Genomic DNA, 20,630 nt, shown 5'->3' with positions numbered 1-20,630 from the left:
TGTGCTTGCTGATTGGCTAGCTGATACAGATGCTGAAGTACTTTGACTTGCAGATACTGACGCGCTAGCTGATTGGCTTGCACTGATTGAGGCAGACACGCTGTTACTCATGCTTGTGCTTGCTGATACTGATGCACTGATTGAGGCAGATACGCTGTTGCTCATGCTTGTGCTTGCTGATACTGAAGCACTGATTGAGGCAGATACGCTGTTGCTCATGCTTGCACTTGCTGATACTGAAGCACTGATTGAGGCAGATACGCTGTTGCTCATGCTTGTGCTTGCTGATACTGAAGCACTGATTGAAGCTGATACGCTGTTGCTCATGCTTGTGCTTACTGATTCAGATGCACTGATTGATGCGGACACGCTGTTACTCAAGCTTGTGCTTGCTGATTGACTTGCACTGATTGAAGCAGACACGCTGGTGCTCATGCTTGTGCTTGCTGATACTGAAGCACTGATTGAGGCAGATACGCTGTTACTCAAGCTTGTGCTTGCTGATTGACTTGCACTGATTGAAGCAGACACGCTGGTGCTTATGCTTGTGCTTGCTGATTGACTTGCACTGATTGAGGCAGACACGCTGGTGCTCATGCTTGTGCTTGCTGATTGGCTAGCTGATACAGATGCTGAAGTACTTTGACTTGCAGATACTGACGCGCTAGCTGATTGGCTTGCACTGATTGAGGCAGACACGCTGTTACTCAAGCTTGTGCTTGCTGATTGGCTAGCTGATACAGATGCTGAAGTACTTTGACTTGCAGATACTGACGCGCTAGCTGATTGGCTTGCACTGATTGAGGCAGACACGCTGTTACTCATGCTTGTGCTTGCTGATTGACTTGCACTGATTGAGGCAGATACGCTGGTGCTCATGCTTGTGCTTGCTGATTCAGATGCACTGATTGACGCTGACACGCTGGTGCTCATGCTTGTGCTTGCTGATTCAGATGCACTGATTGACGCTGACACGCTGGTGCTCATGCTTGTGCTTGCTGATTGGCTAGCTGATACAGATGCTGAGTGACTAGCACTGATGCTTGCTGATACAGAAGCTGAAGCACTTTGGCTTGCACTAATTGACGCAGACTGGCTCGCGCTTACTGAGATAGACGCTGAGTTCTGGTTGTTAGATGCTGAAGCTGAGGCACTTTGGCTTGCGCTTACTGATGCTGAAGTACTTTGACTTGCAGATACAGAAGCTGAAGCTGATTGACTAGCTGATACAGAGGCTGATTGGCTAGCACTGATGCTTGCTGAGATAGATGCTGAAGTGCTTTGGCTCGCACTAATTGACGCTGAGTGGCTCGCGCTTACTGAGATAGACGCTGAGTTCTGGTTGTTAGATGCTGAAGCTGATTGGCTAGCTGATACAGATGCTGAAGTACTTTGACTTGCAGATACTGACGCGCTAGCTGATTGGCTTGCACTGATTGAGGCAGACACGCTGTTACTCATGCTTGTGCTTGCTGATTGACTTGCACTGATTGAGGCAGATACGCTGTTGCTCATGCTTGTGCTTGCTGATACAGAAGCTGAAGCACTTTGGCTTGCACTAATTGACGCAGACTGGCTCGCGCTTACTGAGATAGACGCTGAGTTCTGGTTGTTAGATGCTGAAGCTGAGGCACTTTGGCTTGCGCTTACTGAGATAGACGCTGAGTTCTGGTTGTTAGATGCTGAAGCTGATTGGCTAGCTGATACAGATGCTGATTGGCTCGCACTGATGCTTGCTGATACTGATGCTGAGGCGCTTTGGCTCGCACTAATTGACGCAGACTGGCTCGCGCTTGCTGAGATAGAAGCTGAGTTCTGGTTGTTAGATGCTGAAGCTGAGGCACTTTGGCTTGCGCTTACTGATGTTGAAGCACTTTGACTTGCACTTACAGATGCGCTTGCTGATTGGCTAGCTGATACAGACGCTGAGTCGCTTGCACTTACAGATGCTGAAGCTGAAGCACTTTGACTTGCACTTACAGATGCGCTTGCTGATTGGCTAGCTGATACAGATGCTGATTGACTAGCACTTACTGATGCTGAAGCGCTTTGGCTCGCACTAATTGACGCTGACTGGCTCGCGCTTACTGAGATAGAAGCTGAGTTCTGGTTGTTAGATGCTGAAGCTGAAGCACTTTGGCTTGCGCTTACTGATGCTGAAGTACTTTGACTCGCACTTACTGATGCTGAAGCTGATTGGCTAGCTGATACAGATGCTGACTGGCTTGCACTTGCTGAAGCACTTTGGCTTGTGCTTACTGATGTTGAAGCACTTTGACTTGCACTTACAGAAGCTGATGCTGATTGGCTAGCTGATACAGATGCTGACTGGCTTGCACTTGCTGAAGCACTTTGGCTTGCACTTACTGATGTTGAAGCACTTTGACTTGCACTTACAGAAGCTGATGCTGATTGACTAGCTGATACAGATGCTGAGTGGCTCGCACTGATGCTTGATGATACTGAAGCTGAGGCACTTTGGCTTACGCTTACTGATGCGCTAGTTGATTGACTTGCACTTACTGATGCTGAAGTGCTTTGGCTCGCACTAATTGACGCAGACTGGCTCGCGCTTACTGAGATAGAAGCTGAGGTACTTTGGCTTGCAGATACTGATGCGCTAGTTGATTGACTTGCACTTACAGAAGCTGAGGCGCTTTGGCTAGCTGATACAGATGCTGAGTGGCTCGCATTTGCTGAGCTTGATGCTGAGTGGCTCACACTGATGCTTGATGATACTGAAGCTGAGGCACTTTGGCTTACGCTTACTGATGCGCTAGTTGATTGACTTGCACTTACAGAAGCTGAAGCACTTTGGCTAGCTGATACAGACGATGATTGGCTCGCGCTTACTGAGGCACTTTGGCTTGCATTTGCTGAGCTTGATGCTGATTGGCTCGCACTGATGCTTGATGAGATAGATGCTGAAGCACTTTGACTTGCAGATACTGATGCTGAAACTGATTGGCTAAGGGATCCGCTTTCTTTAATATTTACTTGAATGTCCTTAAAGTTAAGCTGTCCTGCTTCGTCAGTAATCTTATATTTAAGTGTTACAGTTCCTGTTTTAGTAGGCGTCCCAGAAATTTGGATAGATGGGATATAACCAGTTTTACCAGCCCCTGATTCATTGGTTCTAGTAGTAACTGTTAATCCAAGTGCTTCTAGTTCTTTCTTACCATGAATCAGTTCAACCGCTTGATCTGCAAGGTAAGAACTTTGCCAAGAACCAACAGACTTATCTCCTTTGTTATTACCATCATGAACATATAAAGTTTCATTAACTCGTTTACCGACTTCAATCTCAGGAACTAGTGGTTCAGGGGAAGGAGTTAGTGAGTCTTTGCTCTTGTTGATAATTGACTCCTGCGCAACCTCAGTTACAACTTCCTCTGGACGACCTAGATAACTAAAGAATTCAGCATCCTGACCTCCCAATCCATCATTATGTTTGACGAGCATATTAGGATTTTCAGTTAAAACCTTCCCTGTAATAGTGACTTTTGGAACATAGGTAAAATCAGCACGTCTTTCCACCCCTTGAACGAACCTCAAGCCCATATATTTGGTCCAACCACCATTACCAGTGTACAAGCTAATAGCATTTTTAGCATCTTGCTCATATCTATACTGTTTATCATTATGGAAATATATAGTTTCATTAACTGTGTCTCCTACCTTATATTTTGCAAGAGGCGCCAGTGCTTCATGTTTCCCTTCAGCATCATACGTCATGGCAGGACCCTTAAACTGACTAGTAGTAAGAGTTATTCTTATGTTGGTTTGAGGAAAACTACGTCCGTCAAAGGTCGCATTTAAATAAACAACATCGTTAAATGCTTTTGGATTGTCACTCTTGAAAGTTATATATGGAACATAACGTCCGGGTGCCACTTCCACACGACCTGTTTCCGAGGTAATATTGTATTTTGCTTGTACTTCTTCCCAGCTTCGAGTCCCTGTAGATTTTATTGGAGAAAGTCCTGCAAGCTCACTATCCTTATATGAACCGTAGGGATTTTCGTCCGCATCAAATTGAGACTTATGCATATAATATGTCACTGAGAAAGGTACACCTTCTCGTCCCTGAAAGAGCCGTTGTCTATTTAAACGACCAGTTGTTTCTGGAGAATTGGTACTATATGGGTCAGTATTTAGAAAGAAAGGTTCTTTTGAACCAGTATCGACTATATTTGCTCTAAATCCAGTATACCCTGATTTCTTAGGTGAGACAGAAACAGTATTGTCTACCTTTTGGTTTTTCTCAGCTTGCTTGGCTGTCTCCTTACCTTGGGCTTGGTTCTTATCTGCTACAACACCAGCTGCGATGTTGTTGCTAGTTGTTGCTGCTTGGCTTGTGCTAAGAGCTGCACTTGCCAAACTTTGGTTAGCACTACCTGATACAAGACTTGCCGCAAGGTTGACCTTAAGGTTGAGCGATGCAGAAGCTGAGGTAGACACAGAAGCCTGAGCTGATGGTTCGCTAACAACAGATGTACTCTCAACTACAGAGGCAGGTGCTTGAGCGCTCGCTGAGGCTGATGGTGTAGAGCTTACTGATGCAGATGCTTTTGCACTTGCTGAGACTGATGTAGGAGCTGATGTTGATTGACTTGCTGAGGCAGATTGACTGACTGAAGCTGACTGACTTGCTGAGGCAGATTGACTGACTGAAACTGACTGACTCGCACTCGCTTGATCCTCAACAGATTGACTGACTGATACAGAAGCTGTTGCAGATGCTTGTTCTGCTTGGGCTTTCTTTACTTCCGCTTGCGCTTGAGCGATGATTGAGTTGGCACTTGTTTCAGTTGTTTCAGCTACTTTCGGTTCAGCTGCGATGACTGTTTTATCCTTTTCTGTATACTCAGATGTTTCATCCGCATAAACAGTTTGCTCTTGAGTCATCACAAATCCTGCAGCCCCCGCGGCCAGGATTCCCCCTATACCCGCTAGCGTGTTAAAACTAAGGTGTGCGTGATCAAGTTCTTCAGTGTCTGACAGGGTACTAGAGACAACTTCGCCCATCCCACCGATACGGAAGAGATCCAATTGAGAGTTCGAGGCTTTTACCCAGTTTTTACCCGACTTGTAAAGCTTATAACGCTTTTTCTCATCTACGATCTCGAAATCTTTGTTAAATTTTTTACTTCGAAACATTCGATTCCTTTCTTTTATCCAATTGCGACCCTTTGTTAATCTCATGACCATTAACAAAGTGTAGATTGCGCTGCCTCCCAAAACCAGAGTTAATAAAAGTTGCAGTCAGTTTCAGTTTTTATCCCTTTGACTCAGAAAAAGCAGATTCCATCTGGGATATACCAGCCGTTTTTATCCAGTATATAACACTCATCATTTTACCAAAACGGATTCCCCTTTTCAAGTAATTATATGTAAAATAACAAATGAAAATAGCTAATTTTTTCAGAAAATCCGCTTTTAAGCTTCAAATTGTTGAAAGCGTTTTATTATCTTTCGAACCCCCTACTCCCCCTTTCACACTAGTTCAATTAGATAGAGGCAAAAAAACCTTGACGATTTGCTCGTCAAGGTTCATCTTTTCCAGAGACCTCCTCCATCCAGAAAAAATCCTAGAAAAAGTGTCCCAACTGCATGATGATTGTGACCAAGAGAGTGATAAGAAAAAGAATGCCACCTAACACTGCAATCATACTAAACTCTTGCTTCTCTCTTTTCAACGGTCTCCTACGATTATCTAGTTGCTCGTTGATATGTTCCTGCAGAATTCCCTTTTGCTTCTCTGGCATGATTGTCCTCCCTTACTAAATCTGCATAAAGGAACTTGCCCTCATCGAAAGCAAGTTCTCATGTATCTGGTTAAAGAATGGCCTTATATTGCTCCAAACTAGCTTGATTAGCAGCCTGTTTCTGTCTAGTAAGTGCTGCTTCCATCTCTGATGAGTGGGCAAGGACACTTTGAATCTTATCCACCATGGTTGAGACATTTTCTGGTGCGTAAATGTGATCATCCGCAATAAATCGACGACTATGGCAAGTGTTTTTGAAGCTGAGAATCAACATGTTGTTCTCAAAGGCTGTGCGACAAGCATTAAGGATTTCATCGCTGATATTGATATCTAGATACAAGTCACATCTCTCAAAAAGCTCTGCAACCTTTGCCGGACGAATATTTGGATAAAGCGAAACATTCGGATAACGATTGAGCCCCATCAAATGGCCAGACATTTCTGTGATGGCTCCAATATGGAAATGTACATTTGGCAGCTGAGTCAAGAGCTGCTCTATTTGCTCAAGCTGATCACTATTGGTCAAAATCAAGGCTTCTGGATTCATATTATTAAGACGTTGGTAATCATAAATATAACCAATATTGTGGAAATAGACTTTTTCTTCCGGTGTTGCCAAGCTTTGAATTTTCTCATATACCTGCCTGTCCTGAACAGCGATGCGGATATTGCGATGAGGCATTTTCATAGCTACTTTCATATTACCAGGTAAGGATTCTCCGATAGGCTCTTGCCAGAAAAGAACATCTTCTGCACGACCATTTTTAGGACGAAGAGCATAGGCCACCAAGAAGGGGGTTGCTAGAGAATTATAAATAATACGATCTGTATCATATCCACGATATTGCAGATAAAAGACGACAAATTCTTGTTTAGATTTAAAGATATGACGCTTTCCTTCAAGTGTCAAGATGATATCACCAGTCAGATGATTTTCCATAATGACTACGACATTGTTCTGGTCAAAATAACGAGTATGGGTCGGACGTTGTGTCTGATCATAGGTTATTTGTGCGAAAAGGCGTCCTTTGCGATTGTAGATATCTGCTGCTCGAACCTGCCCCTCTGTATCCAACCATTCGACAGCCCGCACACGTCTTTCATGCGTCGGTTGGCGATAGAAAATATTGGCACGCTTCTTGCCCATATCTAAGATTTCGCCATTCACATTGCTGGAGCGAATCTCCCATAGGTGAGGTTTCGGGACAAGATTAAAATAAATCGGCCGGCCTTCTGGTGTATCCAAATCTCCTGTAAAATAACTGTAAGGAGACTCGACATCTGGTGAAAGATAGCCATCGTCTTGTACAACAACAACAGGACAATCAAGTCCTGTTGCTTTTAATGAACGTAACAAATCAAAACTTGCTTGATCATAGCGGTCAAACAAACAAATCATAGTGGTTATGCCTTTCTTTCTGATTCCTACTTACTTGGTCTGAGCAGATCGGACAAGATCAGACCAGCGCTGGGCAATATGCTCATCAAGGTAAGGCTCAGCTACCTCGTAGGATACACGGGACAAATCTTCTTGAGAATGTTGAGTTAATAGCTGAACAATCTTTTCCGCATACTCTGTCGTCATAGCATCTAGATCATCTGGACGAGCCTTGGGAATTAGGTAGCCATTTTCTCCATCACGGATAAAGGTCGGATTGCCATAACGAACATCAAAGCCAATGATGGGCAGACCAGAGCCAACTGCTTCCAACAGAGTCAGACCAAAACCTTCACTTGTAGATGCAGCTAGATAAACAGAATAATTCTTATAAATATCCGCCATATGATGATGCCCCATCAATCGAATATAATCTTCTGCCTTCAAATCCGCAATCAACTTCCGCAGCATAGCTTCCTCACCGCCTGTACCGTAGATATCAAAAGTGATTTCCGGTAATTGCTCATGCGCCTTCACTACAGAGTGAATCAGCCAATCAATATGCTTTTCACTGGCCAAACGAGAAGCTGTCATCAAACCAAAAGGCTTCCGCTGACCTTCTGGTCGGCGCAGCTGATCCAAGCTACCCACAGGAATAGTTAAAATGTTCTTAGGCTTGATGTCGGTATATTGAGCAAACTGCTCTTTCAGCAGCTCTGTTTGAGCATCCGTCGAGTTGATGATGTAGTCCACTTCTTCTGCGTATTCAAATTGATACTCGTAGTAATTATTCCACAGGATATAATCTTGTTCTGCGGGATTTTCACTAAAGTGGTCTGCGTGAACGATGACAGCTAGTTTAGCAGCCCCCTTATTGGCGAAGATTGGCTGGCCAATATCTGTCTCTCGGTCTAGAATCAGTAAATCCTTATCTGTCAACTTCAAGCTTCTCATGAAATGAGCAACAAACTCCTGCTTGGAGTAGAAGACCTGATCTGGAAAACGATAAACTTGCGTTTCTGGCTTACCGTCTACTTCATCGATAATCTCTTCGTAAGCCACACTACCATCTTCATTGAGCCAAGTCCGTTGGTAGAGACGAGCCCGACCATCTACAGGACTATAGTATTCAATAAAGTTTTTGGTATAAGTATAATATTCTTTCTGAATGAGACAGCCACGCGAAACAATCTCTGCCCGCTCAATCAGTTCATTATCCATATCGCATGAATAGCACGTTACGAAATCATTATCTCCAAACAAGATCCGAAAGGTCTTGTTCTCAGGATTACGGACGATTTCTAGAGGTTCTCTATCAAAACTAGCTAAGACTTGTGCTAGAGTGTAGGTTGTTGGAGCAATCTTAACATCTGTAAAATATTGATAGAGCCAGATGACCTCAGAGTCTTCAAAGCCGATATTCTTCGTCAAATGTTCAATATTATCGGCTGAAATAAAATCCATAAAGATGAATTTTGCCTCTAAGCCCACACTGCGAAGCAATTTTGCACGATAAATTTGTGCGTACTCAACCCCGCTGCTTGCCCAACCAATTCCTAGGTTGATGTTATAAATTGTCATAAACCATGTTCCTCTTACAAAAGATTATCTTTTTTAATTCTTGAAAGGCGTTTGATGATTTTTCCTTTCTTCTTTTTCTCTTTTTCTTTATCTTCGTCTTTAGACTTTTTGACAGGAGAAGTGAAGTAAGTAACGGGAACAGAGCTATCTGTACCTGTCTTAGCAAATGTTTGCTCAATATTTACAACTTCTTTTTGTGGAGCAGAGATTTCTACTGGGACTTCTTCCTCACCAAAAACATCTGATTCATTTACTTCTTCTTCATGCGTTTCAAGAGAAGCTTCATCGAATAGACTTTCAGCTTCAACTTGCTCATTTGAAGCCTCGTCTTCTTCCAAAGGCGTATCAAACAAATGTGTAGCTTCATCTTCCTCTAAAGGAGTATCAAATATGCTTGCAAATTCGTCGTCTTCCGAAGCTTCCTCGATTAGACTTGCGATATCAATTTGACCCTCTAAAGTTTCTTCGTCTAGAATCTGACCAATTTGACTAAGAAGCTCTTTGATTTTTTCCTTTTGTGCCTTATAGAGCTGTTCCGTTTCAAGACGTTTTTTCGTCAATTCATCGATTTCTTCAAGGATAGACGATCTTACTTGTAAGAAGTCTTTCTGGGCTTTTTCTAGAACCTCTTGAGCCTCTTTTTCTGCCTTTTCATGTGCTTCAATAATCAGCGATTTAGCATAAACGACGGCTTCACCGATTTCTCTTTCTTGGTTCTTTAAAGCATCAATTTTTTTACGTAAAGATTCAATTTTCTCATTCTTTTTACGAATTTCACTATCAAATCCTTCTTCTAACGATTCAATGTATTCTTCAACTTCCTTGGCGCGATAGTTACCAAATAAGGTCTTTTTAAGTCTCATTCTGCTCCCTCTATTCTTCATTTATTCTAATTATATACTATCTTATCAATTGTAGCATAAAATGACGCTTATTACCATTGTTTTCTAAGCCTCAGATCAAAAAAATCCGAATTCTACAGGAGGAGATAGAATCCTATTCATCAACTATTTCGATGATTTTTTAAGATTATTTGCATCTGGTTTTATAAACAAAAACACCTGAATAGACGACATGCAATCCATTCAGGTATTTTCATAAAAGGTAACTAGATCTAAAAGCATCTATTCTAGAAATTAAGATCTACCCAACTAAGAGGCGTGTAGCCCAGAAGCTCAACACCATCATATTCTACTGTTTTCACAATCTCTTGAATATTTGTTTTTAGCTCTTCTATTGACAGGCTATCTGACTCATCTAATACCAAATCATCTTCCACAATAAACAGTGGTTTTTGATAGCGGTCATAAAGATTATTCATAGCTAGGCGAAGACCTACAGGATCAATTGGATTCTTATTGGTATTATTATAGCCATATTTATTTATAAAGACTTCTTGAGAATTACTAGATGCATGGTAACTAAAGCTAACAAAATCAACCTTTCCGACTCGTAAGTCAAAGAAGTCATCATTTTCAATATCCAAAGCAATCTGCTCACGCTCTAATCGGCGCAAGAAATGGTTTGGATAAGAACCACGAACTTGTACATCTGTAAAGACATAGTTTTCACGGTTCTTGACTTCTGCTTCCATCGCATCAATCGCACTATCTAGATTCTGACTATAGTTACGACTAACTACCAACATGCCACCAAATTGAAATTCTGGGTTGATTGATTTTCCAAGCTTAACAGCACGTGCCGAAGCGACCAATTGATAGTGAGCCGCCTGCCAGATTCGTTGGTTTCGATTTTCTCCATCTTCAAAGGACAGACCGCCACCAAGATATGGTAAATGATGTAAAATATTAAATTCATTAAAAGTAATCCAATATCTTACCTTGTCTTTAAAATGTCTGAAAACAGCTTCTGTATAATGCTCATAAAGTTCAATCATCTTGCGGCTCTTCCACGCGCCGTATTTTTCATACAGATGAAGGGGAAGATCGAAATGACTTAAAGTTACAATCGGTTCAATGTCCTTTTGCAACACTTGATCAATGATAGCTTCATAATATTTCAAACCTTCTTCACTTGGCTGCGCTTCTTCACCAGTTGGGAAAATTCGTGCCCAAGAAATAGAAATTCTATAAACATTGAAGCCCATCGATTGAATCATATTCAAATCACTAACATAATCCGGTTGACTCGCTAAAGTAAATTGCCCCAGAAGATCATAGGCACCTATTGGTACTTTTTTGTAGTTGATTTCCCCTGTCAGTACTCCTATACGTGGTTCACTAATTGGTAATACATCCGTCGTTCCCAAACCTTTATTGCTGTTGGGCATCGTATTTCTAATCATAATGACTCCTTTTGATTTTGTGAATATATGTGGATACTATTGTATCCTCTAGTATCTTTAAAATTATCGCTGATCTTTCTTATTTTGAGCGATAGAAGCCAATCCAGATAATGTACTAGCGACATTTTTTAAGTCAGGAGAAATTGGCTGTAAACCTGGTCTTACCATCTGATATGCCTCTTGATCTGTCACGCTCAAGTTTGGAGTTGTAGACACTTGAACAGACAAGCTTTCTTGAGATAGTGCAACCGCCTCTGAAAGTTCCTGAGATGCAAGGTTCATACTATCAAGCGATTCTTGTTGATAGGCAAGACGCATTGATTCTGTTCGAGACAAGCTAAGTGACAGAGATTCTGAGACTTGTAAACTATGTGATACTGACTTAGACTCTGAAACACTCTGTCTGTAAGAAAGCAACTCTGAGACTGAAATACTATAAAACTCAGATAAGGAAACTCTCACAATACTTTGACTGATTTGCTCTGATTCACTTAGGGAAATCGATTCACTCAAACTAAAGGAAGTTGAGATGCTGACACTATGACTAAGAGATTCTGAAAGACTGATAGAGGTTGAGGTGCTCTGACTAGCCGACTCTGAAACTGAAATTAACTTGCTCTCATATGCAGATTGGGCAACAGAAGCACTAACTGAGAGTGAAGAACTGATCCAATTGTACTCTGAAATTGATTGACTCAAACTTAAAGAAGTTGAAAGACTCGCACTCTCACTTAATGACTCAGAGATACTGAGGCTCTGGCTAAGACTTTCAGACTCACTCAAACTCAAGGAGCTTGAAACACTCAGGCTTTGACTCAAGGATTCTGAAACACTGAGGCTCTGACTAAGGCTTTCAGACTCACTCAAGGAAACTGATTCACTTAAACTAAAGGCAGTTGAAAGGCTTGCACTCTGACTAAGAGATTCTGAAACACTCAGAGAGATTGAAGCACTCTGACTAATAGAGTCGGAAATCGATGTTAACTTGCTTTCCAATTCAGATTGGGCAACAGAAGCACTAACTGAGAGTGACGAACTGAGCCAAGTATACTCGGAAAGTGATTCGCTCAAACTAAAGGAAGTCGAAATGCTTGCGCTCTGACTCAAGGATTCTGACACACTAAGGCTCTGGCTCTCTTGTTCAGATTGACTGACTGAAATTGACTCACTGAGGCTCAAAGAGAGTGAAGTGCTGACACTCTGGCTCAAGGATTCTGAAAGGCTGAGACTCTGACTAAGGCTTTCAGATTCACTCAAGAAAGTTGACTCACTCAAACTGAAGGAGCTTGACGCACTGAGACTTTCGGATTCACTCAAGGAAATTGACTCACTCAAGCTGAAAGAAGTGAAGACGCTCACACTCTGACTGAGAGATTCTGAGACACTAATAGACTCGGAAATTGATGCCAATTGGCTTTCCAATTCGGATTGAGCAACAGAGGCGCTAACCAACAATGAAGAACTTAACCAAGTATACTCGGCAACGGACTCACTCAGGGAAATTGACTCGCTCAAAGAGATTGACTCGCTGAGACTGAGAGATTCTGCTGTCCACTCACTCAAAGATTCTGAAAGAGAAAGGGACTGGCTATGGCTAAGTGATTCTGATAGCCGCTGACTCTCCTTGGCTGATTCAGATTCGAAAAGAAGTTGAGAAAATGCTTCACTCAAGGATAGAGACTGACTGATGCTCAAAGATTCAGATGCCGAAAGGCTAAGTGAAGTAAACTCAGACTGAGCCAGCCACTCAGAAGTAGAAAGGCTCAGGCTAGTGCTAAGAGAAATCAAGAAAGTATCCGGTTTATTCTCGTTTACTGAAGGTGAATCAGCTTCCTTCTCATAAACTGAATCTGAAAGACTCAGAGAAGCCTCTTCTAAGGCACTTAGAGACTCAGATTCTGAAAGGCTCAGACTAGCACTAATGGATTCTGACAGAGAAACTGACTGACTATCCGCTACCGAAGTTGAAACAAATTCGCTAAGAAGGATAGAAGCTGACTCGGAAAGGCTCTCGCTTGCACTGATAGAAGCGGATAACCATTCACTCTCATAAAGTGAATCTGATTCTGATATGCTGAGAGATTCAGATTCAAAGATACTCCAGTATTCAGACTCAGAAAGACTCTCACTGGCACTAATAGAAGCGGATAACCATTCACTCTCATAGAGTGAATCTGATTCTGATATGCTGAGAGATTCAGACTCAAAGATACTCCAGTACTCAGACTCGGAAAGGCTCTCGCTTGCACCGATAGAAGCGGATAGCCATTCACTCTCATAGAGTGAATCTGATTCTGATATGCTGAGAGATTCAGATTCAAAGATACTCCAGTACTCAGACTCGGAAAGACTCTCACTGGCGCTAATAGAAGCAGATAACCACTCACTCTCATAGAGTGAATCTGATTCTGATATGCTGAGAGATTCAGATTCAAAGATACCCCAGTATTCAGACTCAGAAAGGCTCTCACTTGCACTGATAGAAGCGGATAGAGATTCATCTTCAAGAACCAGCTCAGATTCTGAATCTGACTGATCGATAATATGAGAAGAGTCTAAAGAATAAGTCTCTAATGAATCATTTCCCCACAGCGAATCTTGAAGAGAACTCTCGCTTGTTGAAACAGAGCCACTATCGAAATGTTCAGCAGACAAACTCATTGAGGTCGAAACGCTCATTGATAAACTTTGACTGACATTTTTTATCAGATCATCTACTACCAAGCTATTATTGGCTTGAAAATCCTCAAAGTCTTCCATAATAGAAATTGGTTCTGTCTGTGGTTTTAATTCTTCATTAACACCTAACACAACCTGATTCTGCTCTTGGGGTTTTCGGCTAATAGGTTTTAAGATGGCTGCATCCGGATCATAATAATTATCATCCTCCGTCACCAATCGTTTAAACTTCGATATAACGCGCTTAAACCCCTTTGATTTTGCTTTATTATTCTTACCCATAAATATACATTTTCTCCCGAATGCAGTTATATCCTTATTATAAAGTCTATAGCACAATCTGTCAAAACTTTAGCCAAAGAAAACCTCTAATTTCCCTGTAGGCTGAACATTGACATAACTAAGCGCCATATTTTTTATAATTTTAAGATTCATGTCTGCATTCATTCTCTTATATGACTCAAAAGCCTCTTTATGAAACTCATATACAGGATTCTTTTGTGCATAACCTTGACTAACCACTAAAGTTTGAAATTGTTGGAGATAGTCAACTTGCTCCACCCAGCAATCATCCACTGCTCTTAGCACTACGGTACGTTGAAACTGTTCAAACATATCTGAATCCTCAATCCTATCTCGTTTTCGCTGATATTCTTCAATAAAAAGCTTGGTTAGAAATTTTTTGACTTGCTGAATATTTGTCACATCTAGATTTTTTGGAATGTCTTGACAATAGTAACTAATGTTATCCAAAACAAAACGATACAAATCATCTTGCTCTTTAAAGGGATGTTTCTTCACATAAGCATCCATGGCATCTGATAGCACAGATAGAAAATAATCTAAATCAAAATCCGGATGAGCAATGATGTCATTCCGTTTATTATAGATGATCTGCCGTTGAATTCGGATACTTTCGTCATACTGCTCCGTTGATCGTCTTGAAGCAGCTGCCGCATTATCGCTGTTTCTCTGAGCTTCTGTCACCTCATATTTAATACGAACCGATTTTAGATGAATCTTCTGTTTTTCCTCTGGCTTATCGACTTCTTTCTGATAAAAATCATTGATCCACTTACTGCCAGTCTTCGTAATAATGTCATCTTCGAGTGAAACAAAGAATTTACTTAGTCCAGGCGCACCTTGACGGCCTGCACGACCACGAAGCTGTAAATCCACTCGTTCACTGGACATTCTCTCTGTTCCAATAACCGCCAGTCCGCCTAATTTAGCAACACCTTCTTCTAAGATAATATCCGTTCCCCGACCAGCCATAGAGGTTGCGACGGTTACCGCAGAACGCCGGCCAGCCTGTGCAATCATCTCTGCTTCTTTTGCTGCATTGTAGGCATTTAGCACGTTATGAGCAATTCCTTCCTGCAGTAGGAGCATGGAGTAAATTTCTGACATTCTTACCGATCCTGTCGCAATCAGAACTGGCTGCCCCTTTTTGTGTAGTTTTTTAATATAATCCAAAGAAGCATAAAGTTTTTGAGGGATAGTTAGATAAATCTCATCTGGATAATCAATCCGTTGATTGGGTTTTCTAGTTGGTACAACGACTACTCCCAAGTCATACACTTCACGAAATTCATCTTCACAGACCTTCCCTGTACCCGTCATCCCCGCCAATTTAGGAAACATCTTGAACAGATTTTGATAGGTAATAGAGGCCATGGAGCGTGTTTCTAAGGAAATCTTTACGCGTTCTCTCGCTTCCAAAGCTTGGTGCAAACCAGATTGAAGTTTATTCCCTTCTAAAACTCGCCCTGTTGCCTCATCCATCAACTTGACTTCGCCATTTTCTACAGTATACTGACGATCTTTTTCAAATAAATGATTGGCCCTTAAGGCCAAATTGATTTGACGGATCAGTTGGTAGTTATTTGGATCGTAAGCATTTTGTACACGGAAGTATACTTCTGCTTCCTTGACACCTTTTCTCGTCAACCAGACTGAAGTCCGAGTCGAATCTAGCTTAAAATCTTCCCCTTCCTTCAAGGTCTTAACAAACTCATCACAGGTAACAAATAGATTGGACTGAACCCGCGGAGAGCCTGATATAATCAGAGGCATCTGGGCACTATCCAAGAGAGCTGCATCAACCTCATCCACTAAACAGAAATAGAACTTAGGCAAGAATTTCTTTGCTTGAGAGGTCGCTAAATTTTCTTCAAGGTAGTCAAATCCCAGCGCACTATGTGTTGTATACACGATATCACTTTGATAAATCCGCTGCTTTTGCGCAACCTTCAATTTTTTAGCTGGATTTTCTGAAACACCAATCCCAACTGTCATTCCTAAGTAATGAAAAACAGGAGCCATTTGTTTAGCGTCACGTATCGCCAAATACTCATTGGCCGTAACCAAGATGGTGCTGTTTCCAGTTAAAGCATTTAAGTACAAGGGCAGAACTGCTGTTAGTGTTTTGCCCTCTCCCGTCCTCATCTCGGCAATCTGATTGTCTTGCATGACTAAGGCACCTAAGATTTGCACATCGTAAGGATAGAGCCCCAAGACACGCTTAGCCGCTTCACGAATGGTGGCATAGGCTTCTGGTAAAATTTCCTGTAGCCTTTCTCCCTTAGAAAGACGGCCTTTAAACCATTGAGTTTTGGACTGTAATTCTTCATCTGACATGGCTGCATAATTATCAGAAAGCTGATTAATCTTTTCTAAGATTTTTTTATAACGCCTTAGTTTAAAGGAATTAGCTAAATGTAATTTTTTAGGCTTCATTCTTTCTCATCCACTCTTCCGTTTTCTCCAAGTCTATTTTTTGAAGCAAAAAGGACTGATCCAACAAATAATCAATTTTGGTTAGTACCCGTGGCCTATTTTTCAGATGGGCATATTCTTTTACTCTAGCTGGATTGAAGCGTTCAAGCAGCAAATCTCTGAACATAGGATAATTCACCCTATTTCGATAGCGATCCAGAATATGCTGATAATCCAATTCTGACATAAAATCATCAGTTACTAAAGCATAGGCATTTTCAAATTGCTGCGAGTAAAGCAAGGCTGCGATATTTGAAATCGGCCCATAGCCAGCAAAAGCGACCTTTTCAAAAGAATATTCTCGAGATAGCTTTTCAATTGTTCCAAGCAAGATTTCGAAAAACTCTTTTCCCATATACAAAAGAGCGTCTTTATAGGAAGAATTGACTACCAACAAATTTGGAAAATGTTCCCGAACAATTTCTGGAATGTAGCCCGTCCGATTGAAATCAGGCTCCGTAAAGCAAACGTAAATCGTCTCTTGATTGACGTCCTTATGCAACAATTTCGAAATCCAATAGCGATCGACAGTATAATCTGCCACACCTTCTTCAGCAATATAGATGCTTTCAAACAAGAAACGATGGCAACCTGAACTCACTAATTGAACTTTATAATGATGGGTATTATTAGGAACACGAACGCTCATCGTCTCACCCTGCTTAATAATTTGATTAAAAATCTCCTCATCACGCGCATTCAAAAACTCAATCTTCAAGTAGGTCGAATTTTCAGGAAGAGTCTCCAGATGGCTCCCAAAGATATATTTTTCTCCTCGCTTCAATTCAGGAAGCTGGCTCGTATTTCGTAAAGCCTGATAGTTTGCTTGCGAATGCCATTCATGAATGACTGTACCAGACGGCATGAATTGATTCTCATATAAAACATGCCCATCTGCTAGCAGCTTCACAGACGATCCATATAGATACTGTGATACACTTTGCATATCCCAATAAGCAAAATAGATTTCTTCCTTGTATCTCACGAATCAAACTTCCTTTCAAAACTATTCACTAATAAAGTTTTATATTGATTAAAGAACCATTCGACAATTCCTTGCGTATCATCATTATGTCGGCCAGTCAATCCTTTACTAATGACATTAACGCGATAAGCTCGCTTCCCTAGCTCTTCTAGCATATCAGGGTAGGCCGTACCATCGTAGTCATCATGATACATATAAGACACAATAAATTTCGTCCTTGAAAAATTAGCTTCTTTGAACGATGTCCAGAAGTGCTCATTAAGTTGAGCTATTCCTTCCTCTGATAATTCTCCTGTTGTACGAAGCACCAAATCTAAAGAAGTAGGAAAACCTCCAGGACGAATCGTGGATTCATTCTCTGCAATATCGCCTAAATTTACTAAGGGCTTACCGACAATCACTGCATGAGGCTCTAACTTGGAGGCATAATACAGGGCTCCAAAGGTCCCCATTGATAGTCCGGATAAGGTCAACTGATCCCTTGTAAAGCCTAATTCATCTAAACAGTGATGAATAACCTGAACAAGCTTTTGCTCTAGCTCTTCTGAGCCGAGATAGAAAGCACCACCCTCAGAACGTGGATCTCCAATCAACAAGAAAGGCGCTCCCAAATTGTTCATCATCCAGTATCCCTCAAACCCTTCAGCTGGACGATAACCAGAAAAATAAATATTGAGAGGTGGCTTCAAATCACCAGGATGGAAGTAGTAAATCAATTCCTCCCGATTTTTATCCACGACACGATTTCCACCGATCAACAAGTCTCCATAACCCAAATGAGACTGGCGATGGTGGAATGGTCCAATTTTCACAATTCCTTGACCTTTTACTTGAACACTGACGCTTAGGTAATAAGAATCGCTGGTATCCAAAACGAGAGGCTTATCAAAAGATTCTTCATCATAAATCCATTCTTGCATGGGAGAATTGCCAACTGGATAACCCTTGATGACATAACGAATTACGCAATCTTCAGAATTTCTGAACTCTGGCCATAAATCCAAAGGGGCGTCTGCACTCAGAAAGATATTGTACTGATAGGTTGCTACAGTTTGGTAATCCTCACCATATTGACCACACAGACGGAGATAGTTAGTTCCTTCATAGTTAATCTGACCTGAGAAGGAGGGATTGACGGCTAGATGATTAACACTGAGCTTGGTACCACTTTGCTTAGAAGAAAAGCCCCGTGAAAATAGATACAGCATCTGAGCTGGATCTTCAAAAGTAGACTGAACGGCCCTTTTGCGTAAAAGGAATCTTTCCAAAGTTTTTGTAGTGATTTGACAGCGCTCATGATAAAACAAGCGATAAACCTGAATTAAGCTGTCTAATACTGTGATGTACTCAAAATGCTCAACAGTATCGACCAATACAACATCATAGGGCTTAGCAGCCTTCGGTTTCTTCCCATCCTTTTTTAAAATACCAATATCTTCGGGCAAGAGAGACATGATATCTTCTGGTTTAACAAATGTCCATGCGATATTACTAGGAATCTCATATTGGTGCTGCCAATTCTCATTGGCAATCTGTAGGACACTAATTCTGTTCATTTAGCTTTAATTCCTTTATCGTATTTTTCCACATTTCGACAATTTCTCCCCTTGTATACAGCTCAATCCTCTTAACCGAATGCACCAAAGACTGATTCCAATGCTCCAAATCAGTCAGATAGTACAAGAGGGCGTCTTTCAGGCTGGAAATATCATCCATGATCCAACCATTTTCGCCATGCTTCACATAGGAAGAATTATACAAATTCACCTGAGGAATCCCTCCACTGATACCCGCAATTTGAGTTCGGATATCGGCCGGACTTCCCAAGTCTAAGATGATACGAGCATACTGCAAGGCTTTGGCCAAATCAGTATCACTCTGAATCACTACAGTATCAATCCGTTCGCGAACAATCTCCTCTTCATCATCAAGAACTCGGTTCTCACCTCTCGCTCTTTTCTCTTTATCAACAAAAATCAAGTCTTGTTCATATTCTGGCTTAAGTGATAGATAGCTTTCTAGCACTTGTTTTATATAGGCTTCTCGACCAAAGTCCTGACTCTGTGTCCCAACCAGTAAGTCAATCCACTCATGTTGTAACATCATATCAAATAGGGAAGTAAAGACATATTGGAGATGGTGCTCTGGTAAAGTATCGAAATTGACATAGACAATCAACTCTTTTTTCCGCTGACTATGCCCAAGATTCAACTGAGTGTCATAGGGGGGAATCTCATAATAAGCAGGAAGTTGCTCTTCTTCTACTTCCTCTACTTGTCCTGCAATCTTCTCGATTTTATCTAAGCTATCTACCACAAAAAATGGTGTATCTTTTAAATCAGAGAATAATTGTTCTGTATTCGTAATCGGATAACGATTGCCAAAGAAGGACAGAACAACAAGATGATCCTTCTTAATCCGTTGGAAAAAATGATTATGCTGCACATCTGCTGAAACAATAATCGAATCATCCTTGGTTAAAACAGAAGCCAAATGCTGCTCCAGCTTTTCTTTAACAAGCTCCTCAATATTCTGATAGACATCCTTGGCAAATGTGCCCTGTGCCTCAGGATTGATAATGACCTGCTGGTTATCGGCTGTCAAAAATTCTCTGAATTGCCATATCCCTTGTGCATTCAGATAGTCCTGATAATAAGGCTGATTGTGCTCAAAATAGATAATACTGGAGACAAAGCCACGGTCATCAAAAACAAGCTGATAATCTATCTGATTATTTTCAAAATAGGTAATATCAAAAATATTACCTATTTGTGAAAAATTAATCTGAGCATGAGGTAGGTGATCAACGTGAACATCGACAATAAAAGGAGTATAAAAGATTTCTGCTCCCTGCGGCCATTTCAAATCATCCAAACGAATTTTTCGTGCAGGCACATCTATTAGACCTTGTATGCTATCAAATAGATTCCACATGTCTTCTGACGAGATTCTCTGTTGATAAAAGAAGGTCCGAATATGAGGTGAATAATTCAAAATCAGGATAGAGTTGGACTCGCCTGATTGTTGAAACATCCGCAGTAAATTTACGGCATCATCAAACATCATATTTTTCGGTTGCAGATAGAAAGGTAGGGCAGTAGAATACCATTTTCGATCTTGTTTATACCAAGACGGTACAAAGTAAAACATATCCCT

The 20,630-nt window shown here is 41.3% G+C and carries 11 protein-coding genes; all 11 read right to left on the bottom strand.

The window, feature by feature from the left end; genetic code table 11:
- The coding region (locus tag FZ941_RS10895; protein ID WP_187418389.1) for a KxYKxGKxW signal peptide domain-containing protein at positions 1 to 5,160 on the bottom strand (5,160 nt) is incomplete at its 3' end.
- A 431-nt stretch (positions 5,161 to 5,591) separates the two neighbouring features.
- The gene (locus FZ941_RS06045; protein ID WP_045498459.1) at positions 5,592 to 5,768 is read right to left on the bottom strand and encodes a hypothetical protein; all 177 of its coding nucleotides are present in this window, start codon (positions 5,766 to 5,768) and stop codon (positions 5,592 to 5,594) included.
- 70 nt (positions 5,769 to 5,838) lie between these two features.
- Positions 5,839 to 7,167, bottom strand: coding sequence for an accessory Sec system glycosylation chaperone GtfB (gene gtfB / locus FZ941_RS06040; protein ID WP_148887215.1), 1,329 nt, complete (start codon positions 7,165 to 7,167; stop codon positions 5,839 to 5,841).
- Positions 7,168 to 7,197: 30 nt separating this feature from the next.
- Positions 7,198 to 8,727 carry an accessory Sec system glycosyltransferase GtfA gene (gtfA, locus tag FZ941_RS06035; RefSeq protein ID WP_148887214.1) on the bottom strand — a complete coding sequence of 510 codons (1,530 nt, stop codon included), beginning with the start codon at positions 8,725 to 8,727 and terminating at the stop codon, positions 7,198 to 7,200.
- Positions 8,728 to 8,741: 14 nt separating this feature from the next.
- Entirely contained in the window at positions 8,742 to 9,590 is an 849-nt protein-coding gene (locus FZ941_RS06030; RefSeq protein WP_148887213.1) for a hypothetical protein, read from the bottom strand.
- 266 nt (positions 9,591 to 9,856) lie between these two features.
- On the bottom strand, positions 9,857 to 11,032 hold the full coding sequence (locus tag FZ941_RS06025) for a family 1 glycosylhydrolase (RefSeq protein WP_148887212.1): 1,176 nt from the start codon (positions 11,030 to 11,032) through the stop codon (positions 9,857 to 9,859).
- A 63-nt stretch (positions 11,033 to 11,095) separates the two neighbouring features.
- Complete coding sequence (locus tag FZ941_RS06020) at positions 11,096 to 13,993, bottom strand: hypothetical protein (RefSeq protein ID WP_148887211.1); 2,898 nt, start codon at positions 13,991 to 13,993, stop codon at positions 11,096 to 11,098.
- Positions 13,994 to 14,062: 69 nt separating this feature from the next.
- On the bottom strand, positions 14,063 to 16,450 hold the full coding sequence (gene secA2 / locus FZ941_RS06015; RefSeq protein WP_148887210.1) for an accessory Sec system translocase SecA2: 2,388 nt from the start codon (positions 16,448 to 16,450) through the stop codon (positions 14,063 to 14,065).
- Positions 16,440 to 17,474, bottom strand: coding sequence for an accessory Sec system protein Asp3 (gene asp3 / locus FZ941_RS06010; RefSeq protein WP_148887209.1), 1,035 nt, complete (start codon positions 17,472 to 17,474; stop codon positions 16,440 to 16,442). The genes secA2 and asp3 overlap by 11 nt, the downstream gene beginning before the upstream one ends.
- Positions 17,471 to 19,030, bottom strand: coding sequence for an accessory Sec system protein Asp2 (gene asp2 / locus FZ941_RS06005; RefSeq protein WP_148887208.1), 1,560 nt, complete (start codon positions 19,028 to 19,030; stop codon positions 17,471 to 17,473). Before asp2 ends, asp3 begins: the two co-directional genes overlap by 4 nt.
- The gene (gene asp1, locus FZ941_RS06000) at positions 19,017 to 20,624 is read right to left on the bottom strand and encodes an accessory Sec system protein Asp1 (RefSeq protein WP_148887207.1); all 1,608 of its coding nucleotides are present in this window, start codon (positions 20,622 to 20,624) and stop codon (positions 19,017 to 19,019) included. Before asp1 ends, asp2 begins: the two co-directional genes overlap by 14 nt.
- Positions 20,625 to 20,630: the final 6 nt, after the last annotated feature.

The organism is Streptococcus sp. Marseille-P6264, from assembly GCF_902460355.1.
GTDB lineage: Bacteria > Bacillota > Bacilli > Lactobacillales > Streptococcaceae > Streptococcus.
This window is presented reverse-complemented; position numbering and strand designations above follow the sequence as displayed.

Bases quoted from the DNA above. Each gene is read 5' to 3' on its own strand.
- asp2 (WP_148887208.1), bottom strand. From the start codon at position 19,030: ATGAACAGAATTAGTGTCCTACAGATTGCCAATGAGAATTGGCAGCAC.
- gtfA (WP_148887214.1), bottom strand. From the start codon at position 8,727: ATGACAATTTATAACATCAACCTAGGAATTGGTTGGGCAAGCAGCGGG.
- secA2 (WP_148887210.1), bottom strand. From the start codon at position 16,450: ATGAAGCCTAAAAAATTACATTTAGCTAATTCCTTTAAACTAAGGCGT.
- asp1 (WP_148887207.1), bottom strand. From the start codon at position 20,624: ATGTTTTACTTTGTACCGTCTTGGTATAAACAAGATCGAAAATGGTAT.
- FZ941_RS06045 (WP_045498459.1), bottom strand. From the start codon at position 5,768: ATGCCAGAGAAGCAAAAGGGAATTCTGCAGGAACATATCAACGAGCAA.
- FZ941_RS06030 (WP_148887213.1), bottom strand. From the start codon at position 9,590: ATGAGACTTAAAAAGACCTTATTTGGTAACTATCGCGCCAAGGAAGTT.
- FZ941_RS06025 (WP_148887212.1), bottom strand. From the start codon at position 11,032: ATGATTAGAAATACGATGCCCAACAGCAATAAAGGTTTGGGAACGACG.
- FZ941_RS06020 (WP_148887211.1), bottom strand. From the start codon at position 13,993: ATGGGTAAGAATAATAAAGCAAAATCAAAGGGGTTTAAGCGCGTTATA.
- gtfB (WP_148887215.1), bottom strand. From the start codon at position 7,167: ATGATTTGTTTGTTTGACCGCTATGATCAAGCAAGTTTTGATTTGTTA.